The 15,598-nt window shown below is 48.1% G+C and carries 13 protein-coding genes; 11 read left to right on the top strand and 2 right to left on the bottom strand.

The genetic code is table 11. The features are described 5' to 3' along the window. Positions 1-43: 43 nt before the first annotated feature. Complete coding sequence (locus MYB54_RS17220) at positions 44-1,231, bottom strand: MFS transporter (RefSeq protein WP_014914354.1); 1,188 nt, start codon at positions 1,229-1,231, stop codon at positions 44-46. Between the two features lie 115 nt (positions 1,232-1,346). On the opposite strand from MYB54_RS17220, the gene MYB54_RS17215 reads away from it, so the two are divergent. Continuing rightward, complete coding sequence (locus tag MYB54_RS17215; protein ID WP_248721102.1) at positions 1,347-2,303, top strand: AraC family transcriptional regulator; 957 nt, start codon at positions 1,347-1,349, stop codon at positions 2,301-2,303. 256 nt (positions 2,304-2,559) lie between these two features. On the opposite strand, the gene MYB54_RS17210 is transcribed toward MYB54_RS17215, so the two are convergent. Then, a complete protein-coding gene (locus MYB54_RS17210; protein WP_248721101.1) occupies positions 2,560-3,300 on the bottom strand; it encodes a hypothetical protein in 741 nt (246 codons plus the stop codon). A gap of 612 nt (positions 3,301-3,912) precedes the next feature. On the opposite strand from MYB54_RS17210, the gene MYB54_RS17205 reads away from it, so the two are divergent. From MYB54_RS17205 to MYB54_RS17160, 10 genes are read left to right on the top strand one after another with little or no spacing between them, the layout of a single operon-like run. Next, entirely contained in the window at positions 3,913-5,262 is a 1,350-nt protein-coding gene (locus tag MYB54_RS17205; RefSeq protein ID WP_205594894.1) for an undecaprenyl-phosphate glucose phosphotransferase, read from the top strand. Next, complete coding sequence (locus MYB54_RS17200; RefSeq protein WP_248721983.1) at positions 5,252-6,538, top strand: outer membrane beta-barrel protein; 1,287 nt, start codon at positions 5,252-5,254, stop codon at positions 6,536-6,538. The genes MYB54_RS17205 and MYB54_RS17200 overlap by 11 nt, the downstream gene beginning before the upstream one ends. A 1-nt stretch (position 6,539) precedes the next feature. After that, a complete protein-coding gene (locus tag MYB54_RS17195) occupies positions 6,540-7,097 on the top strand; it encodes a polysaccharide biosynthesis/export family protein (RefSeq protein WP_039461812.1) in 558 nt (185 codons plus the stop codon). Positions 7,098-7,099: 2 nt separating this feature from the next. Beyond that, positions 7,100-9,232, top strand: coding sequence for a GumC family protein (locus tag MYB54_RS17190; protein ID WP_248721100.1), 2,133 nt, complete (start codon positions 7,100-7,102; stop codon positions 9,230-9,232). A 13-nt stretch (positions 9,233-9,245) separates the two neighbouring features. Beyond that, positions 9,246-10,457 (top strand): lipopolysaccharide biosynthesis protein, encoded by a 1,212-nt coding sequence (locus tag MYB54_RS17185; protein WP_205594892.1) that lies wholly within the window; start codon positions 9,246-9,248, stop codon positions 10,455-10,457. Next, a complete protein-coding gene (locus MYB54_RS17180) occupies positions 10,454-11,836 on the top strand; it encodes a capsular biosynthesis protein (protein ID WP_110163530.1) in 1,383 nt (460 codons plus the stop codon). The genes MYB54_RS17185 and MYB54_RS17180 overlap by 4 nt, the downstream gene beginning before the upstream one ends. Then, the gene (locus tag MYB54_RS17175; RefSeq protein ID WP_205594891.1) at positions 11,829-12,818 is read left to right on the top strand and encodes a glycosyltransferase family 2 protein; all 990 of its coding nucleotides are present in this window, start codon (positions 11,829-11,831) and stop codon (positions 12,816-12,818) included. Before MYB54_RS17180 ends, MYB54_RS17175 begins: the two co-directional genes overlap by 8 nt. Before the next feature lie 9 nt (positions 12,819-12,827). Further along, positions 12,828-14,039, top strand: coding sequence for a glycosyltransferase family 4 protein (locus tag MYB54_RS17170; RefSeq protein ID WP_104213407.1), 1,212 nt, complete (start codon positions 12,828-12,830; stop codon positions 14,037-14,039). Position 14,040: 1 nt separating this feature from the next. Beyond that, on the top strand, positions 14,041-15,153 hold the full coding sequence (locus MYB54_RS17165) for a glycosyltransferase family 4 protein (RefSeq protein WP_014914368.1): 1,113 nt from the start codon (positions 14,041-14,043) through the stop codon (positions 15,151-15,153). A 2-nt stretch (positions 15,154-15,155) separates the two neighbouring features. Beyond that, complete coding sequence (locus MYB54_RS17160) at positions 15,156-15,563, top strand: hypothetical protein (protein ID WP_248721099.1); 408 nt, start codon at positions 15,156-15,158, stop codon at positions 15,561-15,563. The last annotated feature ends 35 nt before the right edge of the window (positions 15,564-15,598 follow it).

Below are 15,598 nucleotides of genomic sequence, written 5' to 3'. Positions count from 1 at the left end.
GCAGTGACAAATGCCACACCCGCGCTGGGTGTGGCATAGCGTGTTATTGTGCGCGAACTCGCACGCCTGCAAAAACAATCACCATTGCGGATACCAGCAATAATCCGCTGCCAGCAAACACACCGCTGGCTCCGTTGAGGTCAAATATCACCCCGCCACCCGCTGCGCCAGCCCCGATCGCAAACTGGATCGATGCCACCAGTAAACCGCCCGCGCTTTCGGCTTCGTCCGGTACGGTGGTTGCAAGCCAGGTTGACCAGCCTACGGGAACCAGGCCAAACGCAAATCCCCACATTGCCACCAGCAGACCATCCAGTATCGCCAGATGTCCAAAGGCCGCCATGGTCAGTGCCAGAACGCCCATCACAAAGGGCACAAGTGCCAGCGTCAGGCGTAAGTTTCGCGCCAGTAGATAACCGGCAATCGAAGTACCGACAAAATTGGCGAGGCCAAAGCCGAGTAAAATCAGGGAAATATTTTCGACGCTTGCCTGCCCGACGGTTTCCAGAAACGGGCGCAGGTAGGTAAAGAACGCGAAATGTCCGCTGAAGATCAGCACAGTTGCCAGCAGCCCGCCGATCATGCCCGGACGGCGCAGCACGCGAAGCAGTGTTCCCAGGCTACCGCTGCTTTCCGGCTTCATCGATGGCAACACCCACAGCTGCCAAAACAGCGCCACAACACTCGGCAGAATGCAGAGAATAAAGACGTTTCGCCAGCCAATCAAACTCCCCAGATAGCTGCCAAGCGGCGCGGCAACGACGGTGGCAATCGAGACGCTGGAGAAGATCACTGCCAGCGCTTTAGGCACTTTATCCTTGGGCACAAGACGCATCGCCGTGGCGGTGGACATAGCCCAGAACCCGCCAATGGCAATCCCCAGCAGTAAGCGCCCGAATAGCAGCACATGCAGATTGGGAGCAAACGCCACCAGCAGGCTGGAGATGATTTGCAGCACCGAGAAAAACATCAACACCCAACGGCGGTCGATGCTTTTGGTTGCCGATGTGATGAGCAATCCGGTCACCAGTGCGACCAGCGCCGTCGCAGTCACCGCCTGGCCTGCCATTCCCTCCGTGACGCCTAGACTTGCTGCCATCGGCGTTAATAAACTGGCTGGTAGAAACTCAGCCGTAATCAGGCCAAATACCCCCAGTCCCAGTGAATAAACGGCTCGCCAGGCGGGTTTGGTGGGCGCGATGGCCTCACTTGCCGCTATACATGAATTCATCTGTTACTCTCTCGTTAGAAAAATGTGACAACCGTCACGAAGCATAGAGCGTTCCACATGGACGATCTATGACATATACTCTTCACTTATTGATTATTCGTCCGGAGTTGTTGTCATGACCGTTCAGTCACCCGATTTGATCAGCGAACTTCTGCGTGGGATGCGTCTTTCCGGGGTGACCTATCGCCGAATTGAAACCCACTCTCCTTTTGGTGTGGCGTTCCACTACGTGCCTGGCAAGGCGCAGTTTCATTTTGTCAGCCAGGGTGCGGCGCTGCTGCGTATGGAGAGTGGCGCGACGTTTGTGCTAAAAAGCGGGGACGCGCTGTTTATCCCCAACGGGAATTCGCACGCGCTGCTCTCTGACGAAAAAGCTGACGTTACGCCGGTATCTGCATTTCCCAGCGAACCGATTTGCAATTCGGTGTGTGCGATTGACTGCGAACCCTGCCCAGACACCGAAAACACGGTGATCTTCAGTGGGTGCATGGATTTTGAGCTGGGTGGAATGCAGCCGCTGATCAAAGCGATGCCGGAAGTCATGATGGTGAGCCGCCTGATGTCGACCTGGCCGGAAATCCATCCGATTCTTGCGGCCATGGAACGTGAGTCGATGACACGCCAGGTAGGATTTGCCGGCATTCTGGCGCGACTGGCCGATGTGGTTGCGGCGCTCATCGTGCGTGGATGGGTTGAAGCAGGCTGTGGTAAAGCAACGGGCTGGGTGCAGGTATTGCGTGACCCGAGGCTGAGCCGGGCGATTTATGCGATGCATCAGAATCCGGGCGTCAACTGGAGTGTCGCGGAACTGGCAAAAGAAGCGGGCACCTCCCGTTCCGTTTTTGCCGAACGCTTTCTCTCCGCAACCGGGACTACGCCCGTAAAATATCTCAGCGAGCTGCGTATGCGCTTAGCTGTTCAGTACATCCGTCATGAACATCAGCCGATTGAAACGGTGGCGCTACGTCTGGGTTACGGATCGCTGGCGGCGTTCAGCCGCGCATTTAAACGCATCGTGGGCCATGCACCGGGAACGCTGCGGGAAACCAGCCAGGCTTCTGAGGAGGTTTGACACACGGACTGCCACACAGGAAGCCACGTTTTTTACTGATATCCCCAGTGGCTGGATAACGTTACTGAGTTAATTACATCTCACCATTGTCATTATCGTAATGTAACGATATGTCATTTTTTATCGGGGTTCAAAACCTGAATATTTTTTGCGATATCATCAATCTTATGGCTATATAGCTGTAATGCCGTTGGTTTGATCAACAACGGCATATTTTTCCCCATAACCAAACTTCAACAGCGAACCATCCAGACTATTACTGCAATATATTCAGGCTTTCTTGCAGCGAGAGAATATCGTCTGGCGATCCTTTACCTTCTACGGTATTGGTAAAGTAGTTGTAATCGAGATCAATCCATTTCTGCAATTTCGCTTCATAGTTCTCCGGATATTGTGCCTGCTCGATAGCCGGTAGTGTCTTATAGTGGTCCAGCACCTCGCTAAAGAAACCGGTCAGTTTCCCGCTGCTGTTGTATTCCGCCATCGCTTTGGCGACCACCTCTTTGCGCCATGCATATTCCTGATCGTATGACTCTTCCCATGCCGCTCTTCTTTCGTTGGTGGTATAGAGTCCACTGTCGTCATAGGTAATTAAAGCAAGCTGATCGCGTGAAAGGCCGGCAAACGGATTCTTTCCGGAACCATTAACAAATTTTGTGGCATCTGCTGCCCTGCCCAAACGTTCAGTATCGGAAGAATCGGGCACTTCAGCGTTATTAATCGCCCGGTTAGCGTCATAATCTGGCCCAGTGATTTTTTTGAGCAGCGTGGTGGCTTTTTCGCCGAGTTCTTTTCTGCTGAGGCTCGCATACTCGGCATCAGCACGGTTTGCGCTGTCGCTTAATTGCTGCGCCAGAGAGGAAAACACCACCTCTTGTTTGGTCTGGCTGTCGGCGTTTACGGTCACGCTATCCGCAGTGGCAGACTGGGTTGCCGCGCGCTGGGTATCTGCGGCCTGTGTGCTGGTGCTATAGGGGGTTCCAACCTGGTTGATCATACCTGAATTTCCTTCTGGCACTATTTTTTAAAGCGTTGGATGAATACGGTGGATCCGTATCGAGCATCGCTTCTCATCAAAACAATAAAGATATCGGTCAGTGAAGGGCAATCTTTATACGTTTGGGTGCTAACGGGTCACTCCCGTTCGTCGAACTGGATGACTCGCAATCTGACCCACACATTCCCCGATACGAAGGGATAAATCAAAACGCATAGGAAAAGATCTTTACGTCAACTTATTGAATCAAGAAACAGAGGAGCAGACTTGTCTGAACGGCGAAATTTCATACATTATCCACTACACTGGAATAATTATCGAATAAAAATATTTAAATTTAAATAATGATAAAATAAATATTTATAGAAATTAATAACATGGAAAATTATATCTTATACATTAATTATTATGATTGTGGGTACTAGCAGTTTGTGTTTTTTGCCAAAATTTTCTTTAAGATTGCTCTGATTGTTATTCTAAAATTTTTTTATGTGATGTATTATCCGTCACGGAGAAATGCCAATAATAAAAAACTTAATGGATTAAGATAAAAAAGTGTCTACTAACCGGATAAATATTTCCTATGGAAATGATTTTTTTGTTATTAAATTGATGGACTTTTTATCAATCAATTTAACATTAATAGTCAGCGCCAGTCTATTTATGATGGGCGCTTTCGATGATGTCATTATGATTAGTCTGCTATTCTCAACCTCTTTTTTACTTATTGGGGAATATACTGGTCTATATCATCATGGCCTTAAAAATATGCAGGCCGGTGGGCAGCGAAGACTGTGGGGTTCCGCATTATTTTCGGTCATCTTTGTGGAGTTAGTCAGGAGTTATGCCGGTACGCTGTACTCGCTGGGTCTATTGCATCAATTCGATAATATCTATTTTTCCGCAACGCTGTATTGGTATATTCTTTCGCTATTTAGCCTCTATATCACGCGTTTAATTACGTTTAAATTTACGACTAAAAAACGGATCCGAATTGCTATTGTGGGATTAACGCCCGGCGGGTTAGCGGCGGAAAAAGCATTGCTTAAAGAGTATGCCAACATGCAGTTAGAATTGGCTTTTTACGATGATCGTAGCCCATCCCGTTGTGGCTATCTGTTTAAGAGCCAATTTAAAGGTAAAGTGAGTAAGCTGGTTGAAGATGCTAAAGCGGGAAAAGTGGATGAAATTTATATTGCGCTGCCGATGGTTGCGCTACAACGCATTCGTTATTTTCTGTCGATGATGTCCGATACGACGGTAGATACCTACATCATTCCCGATCTTTATTCCTACAGCTCATACGTATCGCAGTTTCGCTCCATCAATAACATTCAGACCATCAGTATTTTCAGATCGCCGTTTGATGGTATTGGCTCGGTGATTAAGCGCGTTGAGGATTTAGTGATTGGTGGTGTTATTACGCTGATGATTTCGCCATTGCTGCTGGTGATTGCTATTGGTATCAAACTGACGTCACGGGGGCCGGTGTTATTCAAGCAGGATCGTTACGGCCTGAGCGGCAATAAAATCAAAGTGTGGAAATTCCGCTCGATGCACGTGATGGAAAACGCCGGCGTCGTGACGCAGGCGACTAAAAACGATCCGCGTGTTACGCGTTTTGGCGCATTTTTACGCCGGACTTCGCTGGATGAACTGCCGCAATTTTTCAATGTATTGCAAGGGACGATGTCGATTATTGGCCCGCGTCCTCATGCCGTCGTGCATAACGAGCAGTATCGCCAGCTAGTCGAGAATTACATGATTCGCCATAAAGTGAAGCCTGGAATTTCAGGCTTGGCGCAGGTTAATGGTTATCGCGGCGAAGTAGATACCCTCGATAAAATGGAAAAACGGGTTCACTACGATATTGCCTATATTCAGAGTTGGTCCCTTTGGTTGGATATCAAAATTATCTTTAGAACCATTTTCAAAGGCTTTATCGGTGAAAATGCGTACTGAATGGATCATCGCCGCTGGAATGATAATCCCCCTCCCATCCTGGGCTGACCTGATGCCGAAATCGCATATCGGCATCGCCGGTATTGATTTTCAAAGCCAGGTGGGGCTGGACTATGGGCATGAGAATAACGTGACCTATCAGGCTGACGATCGGGACGCGGTGAGTTCTCATTTTCAGAGCGTCAGGCCAATGATTAAGGCCATTGGCGCGCGCTATCAGGATCAATATCTGTTGATGTATTCCGGTGATTATCGTCGTTACGACAGCGATCCGGCGGATAATTACACCGACCATTTCTTTCGCTTTAATGGCGCATGGCGCTACGGGTTGAGGCATGGATTAACGCTCAGTCTTGAGGAGGCGCTTGGGCACGAAATGCGTGGGCGCGGTATTACCGAAGGTTTTCGACCACAACAGTTCAGCGATTTCGGTATTCATTCGCCGTTGGGTACCGCACTTTTCAACAGTGAATTGCGTTATAGCTATGGCGCGCTGAAAGGGCGCGGTAAAGCCGACGTCGCGCTGCTGTTTAGAAAACTGCGGTTAGGCGGCTCTGAGGATATTAAAAATGCCGATATTGATTTTTATAACTATGTTCTTGGGCAGGAATGGCACGAGAACGGTTTGATCGCCGAATTATCTGACCAATACTCGTCGGCAACGCGCTTTCGCTACCGTTTTATTGGTAATCAGCGGCGTTATGAAATCGATTCGCAAAAAGATAGTGATGAATATTATCTGGAATACGGCATTAAATCGCAGCTTACGGGAAAAACCGGTATTGATGCCAATGTGTCCTGGCTCTACAAGACATTCGATAATAACCCGAACGCCAGGGATTTTAGCGGGATAAACTGGGATATTCAGACGGAGTGGAAACCACTTAAACAATCCATTTTTACCGTACATACATCGCAGCATATCAAAGACCCGTCAGAAATCGGCGGCTATATCCTGGTTTCTAAATACGGCATCTCTTATCAGCACTTTTGGCTTGTCGATCGTTTCTCCACCACGTTTGACTATTCATACCTGACGGACGTTTACAAGAATTACCCGCGAGATCGTAAAGACAGAAACAGGGTGTTCACTTTCGCCATGAGTTATAACTTCAGGCCCTCTATTAACGTTGAATTAAAGTATCAACTGAACACGCTACGTTCCAATCAAGATAGCGATTCTTTCTTTATTGGCCCTAACGACGATCGCCAGGTCGTCAGAATGTTGGGCCGTGATAACTCTCTGATTATGTTTACGGCTAAGGTACAGATCTAACGTGAAAATAATAAAACTGTGCATTTTCCTGTGCCTCAGCGTCTGGCTAGCGGGATGCTCCCCGCCGAGCCAGCGGCAAATGGACAAACCTGAAAGTGAAACCATCGGTTATCCGTTAGATGAAGGCGATGCTGTCAATATTCTGGTGTACGGCGAGCCGGAGATGACGATGAAGTTCATGCTGGATAAAAGCGGCGCGATTACCTTCCCCTACATTGGTCGACTGGTGTTGAAAGGGAAAACGCCAGAGCAGGTAGGCGAGGAGTTGGCTAATCGCCTACGCGGCGACTATCTGCAAAATCCGATGGTGACGGTCAGCATCGCCGAGTTCCGGAAATTCTATATCACTGGTGAAGTCGAGAAACCGAACGGGTATGCCTACGAGCCGGGCTTAACCGTTGAAAAAGCGCTGGCGCTGGCCGGCGGATTTACCGATCGCGCAGACCGCAAGGATGTAGGTATTCGTCTATCGAATAGCAATCAACTGATTGAAAATGTTGATGTAAGACGTGTCGTTCATCCTGGCGATACCGTGATTGTCGGTATGAGCTTTTTCTGACCATGAGTCTATCTATCGTGGAAAATGGCAGAAAATTGGAAAGCATCATCGATTTCTCCAGATTTGCCCAAGAAATCAAACAGAACGGCTGGAAGATCATACTGGCCGGCCTGGTTGTGGCGGTAGTGGCTTACCCGCTGATTAGCATGATCACGCCCAAATATGTGTCGACCGCAACGGTACTGCTTAAAGCACAGCAGGATAACGTTTCGCCTTTACCGCAGGTCGATGGTTATGATTCCACCCGTAGCGGCTATTACGAAACCCAGTATGCCTTGATGCAGTCACGTATTGTGCTGGAACAAGCCGTGCGGGACATCAAGCTGGACCAAAACCCAGCGTTTAACGGCGGTACAGACAAAAACGCGGATAACCGTGGCGATGCGCAACAGCGGGTCGATCACGCACTGGATTCGATAGTGGCAAACCTCACTATCACTGGCGTTCGCACCACGCACCTTGCCACTATCTCATACGAATCGGCGTCTCCTGAACTGGCGGCCGACATCGCTAACGGCGCGGCGCAGGCATTTATTGACTATACGGCTAGGCAAAAGCACCTCAAGACACTGAAAGCCAAAACATTGAACCAAAAACAGATGGAAGAGGTGTGGCAGCAAGTCGTCGAGCAACAGGCCGTCATCGACCAATTTCTGAAGAAAGAAGGGCTGCTGACTTTCCGCGGCGTGGATGGCTTCGAAACTGAACAACTGGGGATCGTCACCACCAAGTTAGCGGATGCCACCCAACGTCGCATCAGGGCTGAAACGAACTACAACAGCGTGCGTTTGAATGTGGGTACGTCGCTGGAAAACATCATTTCTCTGCCTGATATTTCTAATCATGCCCAAATTCAGGATTTGCGCATTGCGCTGATTCAGGCTCGGCGTTCTTTATACGAGTTACGGAAACGCTACGGGCTGAAGCATACCAAAATTTTAGAAGCCGAAGCCCAGGTTCAGGCGATTGAAGAGCAGACCCACACCGTGTTACTCGAACTGGAAGCGGGGCTGAATAAGCAGTATCAGGCGGCGTTGAGGGATGAAAAATATTATCAGCAACTGCTGGAGCAACAGAAAGCGGATTTCCAAACGCTGGCGTCTAAACGTGATGAATACAACAACCTGACCACTGCGCTGGATAAAACAAAAGAGCTGTATAAGGCGCTCTATCAGCGCACCAAAGAGCAGACGCTGGCAGGTAACTATTTAGAGCCGGACGCGATACTTTACGACCCTGCCGTACCGGCGGACCACCCGTCGAAACCTAATAAAGCGATGCTGCTGGTTATGGTGGTCATGCTAACCCTGATTTTCTCGGTGGTTTACTTCATCGTGAGAGCTGCGCTGGATAATTCAATCAACAGTATCAGCCAGATGAAAAAGCGCCTGAATGTGTCGCCGGTGGGGGAAATTCGCATCTTCGCCAGTGGTGTGAAGCGCTCACAGGTTGTGCGTTTGATAACCAAAGCGCCGCTGTACGTTGATATTGTCCACAGCATGCGAACCCACATTTTGTTATCGCATCCATCCTGCCAGGCCATTGCCATCAACTCGGCAGAGCATGGCGAAGGGCGATCGTTGCTGGCGCATTTGCTGGCGACATCTTTCAGCGCTGACCAAAAAACGCTGCTTATCGACCTGGATTTTTTTAACGACGACGGGCTGACGCAAGACCTGGCGCCCCCTTCCGCTATCGGTGTGGCAGAACTGCTGCAAGGGCAATCACCGTTGGATGCCGCACTGGTGACAATCAGTGAAAATTTGAGCTTCCTGCCGCGTGGCAATGCCTTGATGTCTTCTTTACTGATGCTGTCGTCCGAACATGTCGTGACGTTGATGGCAGAGCTGAGAACTCGCTATCAGCGAATAATCGTTGATGTGGCCGCAGTGAATCAAACGCAGGATAGTCAACTCATTAGCCGGGTAATAGACGGGGTGGTTTTTGTGCTGAAAGCCGGCGAGTGGCGTACGGGTGATGTGCTTAATGCCATTGAGAAAGTTAATCAGCACCGCGCGGTGCTGATTGGCGCGGTAATGAATCGGGTTGCGGATAAAAACCTCGAAACCAAAGAGGGGATACGTTCCCTGAACCATCGTATGAATGCGCTAATCGACAGTACTGGTCACCTGTGAGTTTATTAAAAAGATGAGTTTACTAAAAAGCGTTTCTACCATTGCGGGTTCATCGGTGGTTTCACAGCTAATTGGCGCGCTGTCTATCTGGCTGATTTCGCATAAATACAACATGGCCGAGGTGGGGATCTACGCGCTGAGTTACAGCATCGTGTTGGTGGGGGCGCAGGTCTGTACCTTTGCATCGCAACTGCTGATTCCGAAACAGCAAGACAGTGAACTGGCGCAGAGTGTGGTGTTCAGCACACTGCAAAGCCTGCTTACCGCGGTGCCCTATGCGATGTTGACCGCATGGCTGTTTCAGCGAAATGTGTTCTTTCTCTATCTGCTCACGCTGTCCTATGCGCTGGTGCTGATCTCGGAGAATTTGTCGCTGCGCGAGGGTAACTACCGTTTTCTGGCCTTTCAGCGACTCGCTGTCTCGGTGGTGGTCGTGCTTTCGCTGGTGTTCACTTCACATACCACCGCGTTTTATTGGTCCTGGGCCTGCGCCATGATGGTGCTGATTAGCGGCTGTATTCTGTTCTCGTTCAATATTCGCACCGTTACGTTTGGACATTTTAGTCCGCAACGTAATAGAGCTTTCTTTCATCAACATGCTCATCATCTCACCCGCGTTGGCAGCGCCGAAGTGTTGGCGATGGTTAATAGCAATTTACCGATTATGCTGATTAACTTTTGGTTTTCCGCGTTGACGGCGGGGTATTTCTCGGTGGTGAGCCGTTTTTGTTTGTCTCCGGTGGTGATCATCGGTAATGCGGTGCGTCATTCTATTTTTTCAACCTGGTCTGCCGATTTCAGAAACAAACGTTTTAACTATGATGAGTTCAAAAAAATTCGTCTGGTATTATTGATGTCGGGGGTGGTCTGCACGCTAGGCGTGTTTATTTTCTATCCGTTGGTGATGCATCTATTTTTTAGCGAGGAGTGGATTAACTCCATTCCAACCTCTCGCTATATGTTGCCTTATTTATTTCCGGCACTGGCGGTGTGTCCGCTGACGGTGATTGAACTAATATTTGGATCTCATCGCTATTTTTTGCGTATTCAATTAGAACAATTGAGTGTGGTATTAATCGCATTTGTGATTTTACCTTATTTTTATAATCACTATGCCACATCAATAATTCTTTTTTCTGTTCTGACGTTTGTACGCTACGCGTTTATTTATCTCAAAGTAAATAAACGTGCTAATAGGTTGAAAAATATGATGACAGAACCATGATCTTGAATACCGGGCTTTACCTACAGGTTTATGTTGTTATCACGCTGGTATTCTGCGGACTGACGCAGTATTTCACCGGTTTGCTGGCGGTGCTGTGGTTACCCTTTATTTTGGCGCTGAACATGGTGGGGTTGCTGATTATGCAGACTCGCTACGATAGATTGCAGTTGGATACGCAGGAATTGATGGTTCTCACGCTTTACCTCTCTTTTCTGGCGATGGCGGGATTATCTACCCTGTTACAGGGCGGAATAACCGTCACTATCGTTGGGTTTAAAAACGAGGTTGCATTGTCGCTGATGATGTTTTGCCTGCTGCTGGGATTTTGCCGCGAATCACAGATTTATCGCGTGACCCGCAGTTTGTATTGGGTGTTCTACGCGCAGTTCCCGGTGGTGATTTATCAGGTGTTGTTTGTTTTGCCGCGGCGGGTAGCATTGCGGGGAGAAGACGAAAAATGGGACTCGGTAGTCGGCACTTTCGGCGGCGACCCGATGGGCGGGGGAAATACTGCGGCGATGGGGTTGTTCTGCCTGTTGATTATGCTGCTGAAAGTCTCGGAATTTAAACATGGTCTGACGTCATTTAAATCCACGGCGCTGCATATCGTTTTGGGATTTAGCTTGTGTATCCTGGGGGAAGTGAAATTTGTGATCCTGATTTCACCGTTATTACTGGCCTGGGTTTGGTTAATGCCGAGCTACATCAAAGGCATGAATAGCGTAAACCTGAAAGCGATTTTGCTGATTTTCACCGGCATGGCGTTGCTGATTACCGTGGCGATTACCATTTTGGCCTCGGGTTACTCCTCGGCGTTTGGTGGCGATCCGACGAAAAGCGCGATGAGCGTATTTCTGGATTCATTGAATTATATTTTTGATACCAGCTACATTATGGAATCCGGGGAACTTGGGCGTCTTACTACGCTATTTTTCTGGCTGAAAAATCACGATATGTGGGGGATCTCCGGCACGTTGTTTGGCTATGGATTAAATGCGACAAATAGCGGCAGCGCTGTCTCTCCCGGCTTTTTGAATATCATCTATAACCTGATCATTGATTCAACTTCATTAAGTGTACTGCTATGGGAAGTCGGCGTGGTTGGAACGCTATTTTTCATCGGGTTAATTATTTATATCTTAATCATTACGCAGCCAAAGCCGGGACTAGATCGTAATAAATTAGACCAGCAGGATCTGCAACTGCTGAGTTTTTCTCCGGCCTTTAACGTTTTTGCGGTTGGGTGCCTGTTGAGTCTGCCTTATAGCCAGATCCTGATGATTATTCCCATGCTGCAATTTCTATTTTATTTATCCCTGGGCTCAAGTCTGGTGATTCGCCATTCTGTCCGCCGTTATATCGGAAAACTGTATGAGTGATAAACCTTTTATTTCAGTGAGTATTAAGACATTCAATGAGGCGGAATGCATCGAAAAAACCATCGACAGCATTCGTCGCCATATTGTGGATTACCCCCATAAAATCATTGTTGCCGATAGCTTATCAACCGACAACACGCAGCAGCTTGCCAGCGCCAAAGGCGTTACCGTGGTGTCGCTGACTGAACCGTCCGAACGCTGCTGCGGTGTGGGGCATCAGCTTGGTTACCTGTACAGTCAAGGGGATTATTTACTGCTAATGGACGGCGATATGGAGCTGGAAGATGGCTTTATTGAGCAGGGCATCGCATTTTTAACCGCACACCCTGATTACGCCGGCGTGGCTGGAACGGTAGAGATGGATGGCGCGGCGAACTATGAGTTTACATCACGTAAACAGCGCCTTCATAAAATATATCCGTTGGGCGACTGCGGCCATTTAGGCGGTGGGGGGTTATACCGCCGCTCGGCAATTGAAAAAATAGGTTATCTCACCAACCGCAGCTTGCATGGTTATGAAGAGGCTGAATTAGGCATTCGCCTGCGCTATGCCCACTATAAATTACATCGACTTAATGTGCCTTATTTCCGTCACACGTCGTACACCATGCCAACATATAAAATGCTGCAATATCGTTGGCGGAACGGTTTTCTCTGGGCTCCGGGCGAGCTTTTACGCAGCGCATGGGGGATGCCTTATTTCCGTGAGGCATTGCATATCGTTAAAAACGAGGCAGTTTTTGCGGTTTATTTGCTGGTGCTGTTGATGAGTTTATTGACGTTTAACGCCGCTGTTATTGGCATCGCGTTGCTGCCGTTACTCGCTTTTGTGGCATTAAAAACGATTAAGAACCATTCACTGCTGAACGGGGGACAGAGTGTGATGAACCTGGCTGTGTTTTCTGCGGGATTGATAAAAGGGTTAACCAGACCTGTGCGCGACCCTATGACACCACCAAGCAGCAAGGTTATTCATGAATAGGCAGGTATGATGAAAGTTTTATTGGTCAATAAATTTTTCTATATCAAGGGCGGCGCTGAAACGGTTTATTTTCAAGAGATTGATATGTTGAAAAAGGCTGGCGTTGACGTTATCGCTTTCTCTATGCAGCATGAAAATAACTTCCCGTCAGACTATGCACCCTATTTTGTCGGTAATGTGGATTATCATCAAAACAGCAGCGCGATTGGGGCAATTAAAACCGCGGTTAACTTTATTCATAATGCTGAGGCATGTAAGAAATTGCTGGTGTTATTGCGTAAAGAAAAACCGGATATTGTTCATTTTCACAATATCTACCACCAGCTCACGCCGTCGTTGATTAAAATTGCCCGTCAATTTGGGTGTAAAACCGTGTTAACGGCTCATGACTACAAGATTATCTGCCCTTCGTACACCATGCTGCGCGATGGCAAAGTCTGTGACGCGTGTTTAACCGGTTCGGTATTTAACGCTTTTAAATATCGGTGCCAGCAAGGTTCTGCATCGAAAAGTCTGCTGCTTTCGTTAGAAGGTGCCTGGCAGAATATTGCCAAAAATTATCAGGCGCTGGATGTGATCGTTTCACCCAGCGAATTTCTGCGTAACCAATTAATGCGCAAGCTGCCGAATGTTCGTATTGACGTGATTGTTAACGGTATTAATGACAGCCTGCCGGTGGAGGATGTTAAAGACGACGGTTATTTGCTGTTTATTGGTCGCCTGAGTCGGGAGAAAGGCGTTGCTACGCTTGCCAGGGCGCATCAGCAAATGCGGAATAAAATTCCGTTAAAAATTGCGGGCAGCGGGCCGCTGTATAACGATTTGGTCGCGCAATTTCCGCATGCGGAATTTCTGGGTTACAAACAGCAGGGCGAAGAACTTAACCGGCTGATTAAATACGCACGCGCGGTGGTGGTTCCTTCCGAATACTATGAAAACTGTTCAATGTCGGTACTGGAGTCGATGGCATTCGCTAAACCGGTCGTAGGCGGGCGTATTGGCGGTATACCTGAACAAATTCGCGATAAGATAGACGGCATTTTATTCGAACCCGGCAATGTGCAGGCATTAGCCGATGTGCTGGATGACTTGGCGTTGAATCCGCAAAAAGCCAGAGAAATGGGATTAAATGCGCGCCAACGTCTTCGCGAAAAATATTCATTACGTAAACACACAGAATCGCTATTGGCGCTTTATCGGGAAATAGTAATCGAAAAATAATATGACTACGAAAATTACCGTTCTGGGAACACGTGGTATTCCAAACGTGTTGGGTGGTGTGGAAACACATTGCCAAAATTTATATCCGACGATTAAACAGCAATTCGACGTGGATATTTGCGTTCTCGCACGTTCACCTTATGTGAATTATAAAAAATCACAATATCAAGGCGTGATGACTCGCGCTTTACTGTCGCCGAAAAAACGTTCATTAGAGGCTATCGTTCATTCGGTGCTGGCGGCATTTATCACCTGCTTTGATCAGTCCACGGTGGTGCATGTTCACGCTATTGGTCCAGGTCTGGTGGTGCCGCTTTTGCGTTTGCTGGGTAAAAAAGTGGTTTTTACTCATCATGGCCCAGACTATGACCGCCATAAATGGGGATTCCTGGCAAAGAAAGTTTTATTGCTGGGTGAAAAGGTTGCCGTGAAATATGCCAATGAAGTGATTGTGATCTCCGAAGTGATTAATAATATGATCAAGCAGAAATATGGCCGCAATGATGCCCATCTTATCTATAACGGTGTGAATCTACCCCAGCGACTTACTGCGGACGTTATCCATCAAACATTGGTGCGTTTTTCTCTTCAGCCACAACACTATTTGGTTGCGGTTGGCCGCTTCGTGGAGGAAAAAGGCCTGCATGATCTTATCGCGGCCTATCGGCAATCGGGCGTCACGATGCCACTGGTTTTGGTTGGCGATGCCGATCATCCCACTGCGTATAGCATGCGATTAAAACAGTTAGCCCATGAAACCCCGAATGTGATCCTGACCGGATTTTTAACCGGCCAGGAACTACAAACTGTTTTCTCACAGGCTAAACTCTTTGTGATGTCGTCATATCATGAAGGGTTACCCATTGCGTTGCTGGAGGCCATGTCATTCTCATTGCCTGTCGTGGTCAGCAATATTCCAGCCAATCTGGAGGTGAAATTAGCGCCAGAAACGTATTTCAATGTAGGAGATGTGGCTGATTTATCCGAAAAAATCACGTTGCGCTCTAAATCGTTATCTGTTGATTACTCTGAATATTTACAAAGGTATAATTGGCAACACATCGCGGAAAAAACGATGACCGTTTACACCGCAGTAAATAAATCAATAGGTTAATAGTGAATGAATCGAATAAACGCCCGTTAGTCATTGAGCGCTTCTATGAAGCCCTTGATGGAAAAACCGATACAGAGCTGACCTCGGAACAGCGGCTGGCCGTTGAGCAGGCGGTGATGTCGATTACGGCATCTTCAATGCATTGGGTCGACGTGCGTAAGAGTTTCCCTTTTTTGAACAAGCGCTATTACTTCGTTTTTTTGTTCGGTCTGGATCACCGCAAGCGTCCACGCAAAGAGTCAACGCTGTTTCGCATACTGCTGACTGTGTTGATTCTGTTTACTGGCTTGTCCTGCATGCTTGCGGCGCTATTGATGCTTTACATGATTAAGTCTGCCTTGGGTATTGATATTTTCCCACATTTCCACTTAGGAATTTGGGATTGGTGGCTCAGCCTGAAGGATCACTGACCTCCGGTTTCTGCTGATGTGGAAATAAGGAGTCA

It is taken from the genome of Pectobacterium nicotianae, from assembly GCF_023272715.1.
In the GTDB taxonomy this organism is placed as follows: Bacteria; Pseudomonadota; Gammaproteobacteria; order Enterobacterales; family Enterobacteriaceae; genus Pectobacterium; species Pectobacterium brasiliense.
The sequence above is the reverse complement of the archived record's forward strand: the minus strand, read 5'-3'. Positions and strand labels throughout refer to the sequence as shown.

Excerpts from the sequence above, each read along its gene's own strand:
- MYB54_RS17220 (WP_014914354.1), bottom strand. The coding sequence starts at position 1,231 with ATGAATTCATGTATAGCGGCAAGTGAGGCCATCGCGCCCACCAAACCC.
- MYB54_RS17215 (WP_248721102.1), top strand. The coding sequence starts at position 1,347 with ATGACCGTTCAGTCACCCGATTTGATCAGCGAACTTCTGCGTGGGATG.
- MYB54_RS17210 (WP_248721101.1), bottom strand. The coding sequence starts at position 3,300 with ATGATCAACCAGGTTGGAACCCCCTATAGCACCAGCACACAGGCCGCA.
- MYB54_RS17205 (WP_205594894.1), top strand. The coding sequence starts at position 3,913 with ATGGACTTTTTATCAATCAATTTAACATTAATAGTCAGCGCCAGTCTA.
- MYB54_RS17200 (WP_248721983.1), top strand. The coding sequence starts at position 5,252 with ATGCGTACTGAATGGATCATCGCCGCTGGAATGATAATCCCCCTCCCA.
- MYB54_RS17190 (WP_248721100.1), top strand. The coding sequence starts at position 7,100 with ATGAGTCTATCTATCGTGGAAAATGGCAGAAAATTGGAAAGCATCATC.
- MYB54_RS17185 (WP_205594892.1), top strand. The coding sequence starts at position 9,246 with ATGAGTTTACTAAAAAGCGTTTCTACCATTGCGGGTTCATCGGTGGTT.
- MYB54_RS17180 (WP_110163530.1), top strand. The coding sequence starts at position 10,454 with ATGATCTTGAATACCGGGCTTTACCTACAGGTTTATGTTGTTATCACG.
- MYB54_RS17175 (WP_205594891.1), top strand. The coding sequence starts at position 11,829 with ATGAGTGATAAACCTTTTATTTCAGTGAGTATTAAGACATTCAATGAG.
- MYB54_RS17170 (WP_104213407.1), top strand. The coding sequence starts at position 12,828 with ATGAAAGTTTTATTGGTCAATAAATTTTTCTATATCAAGGGCGGCGCT.
- MYB54_RS17165 (WP_014914368.1), top strand. The coding sequence starts at position 14,041 with ATGACTACGAAAATTACCGTTCTGGGAACACGTGGTATTCCAAACGTG.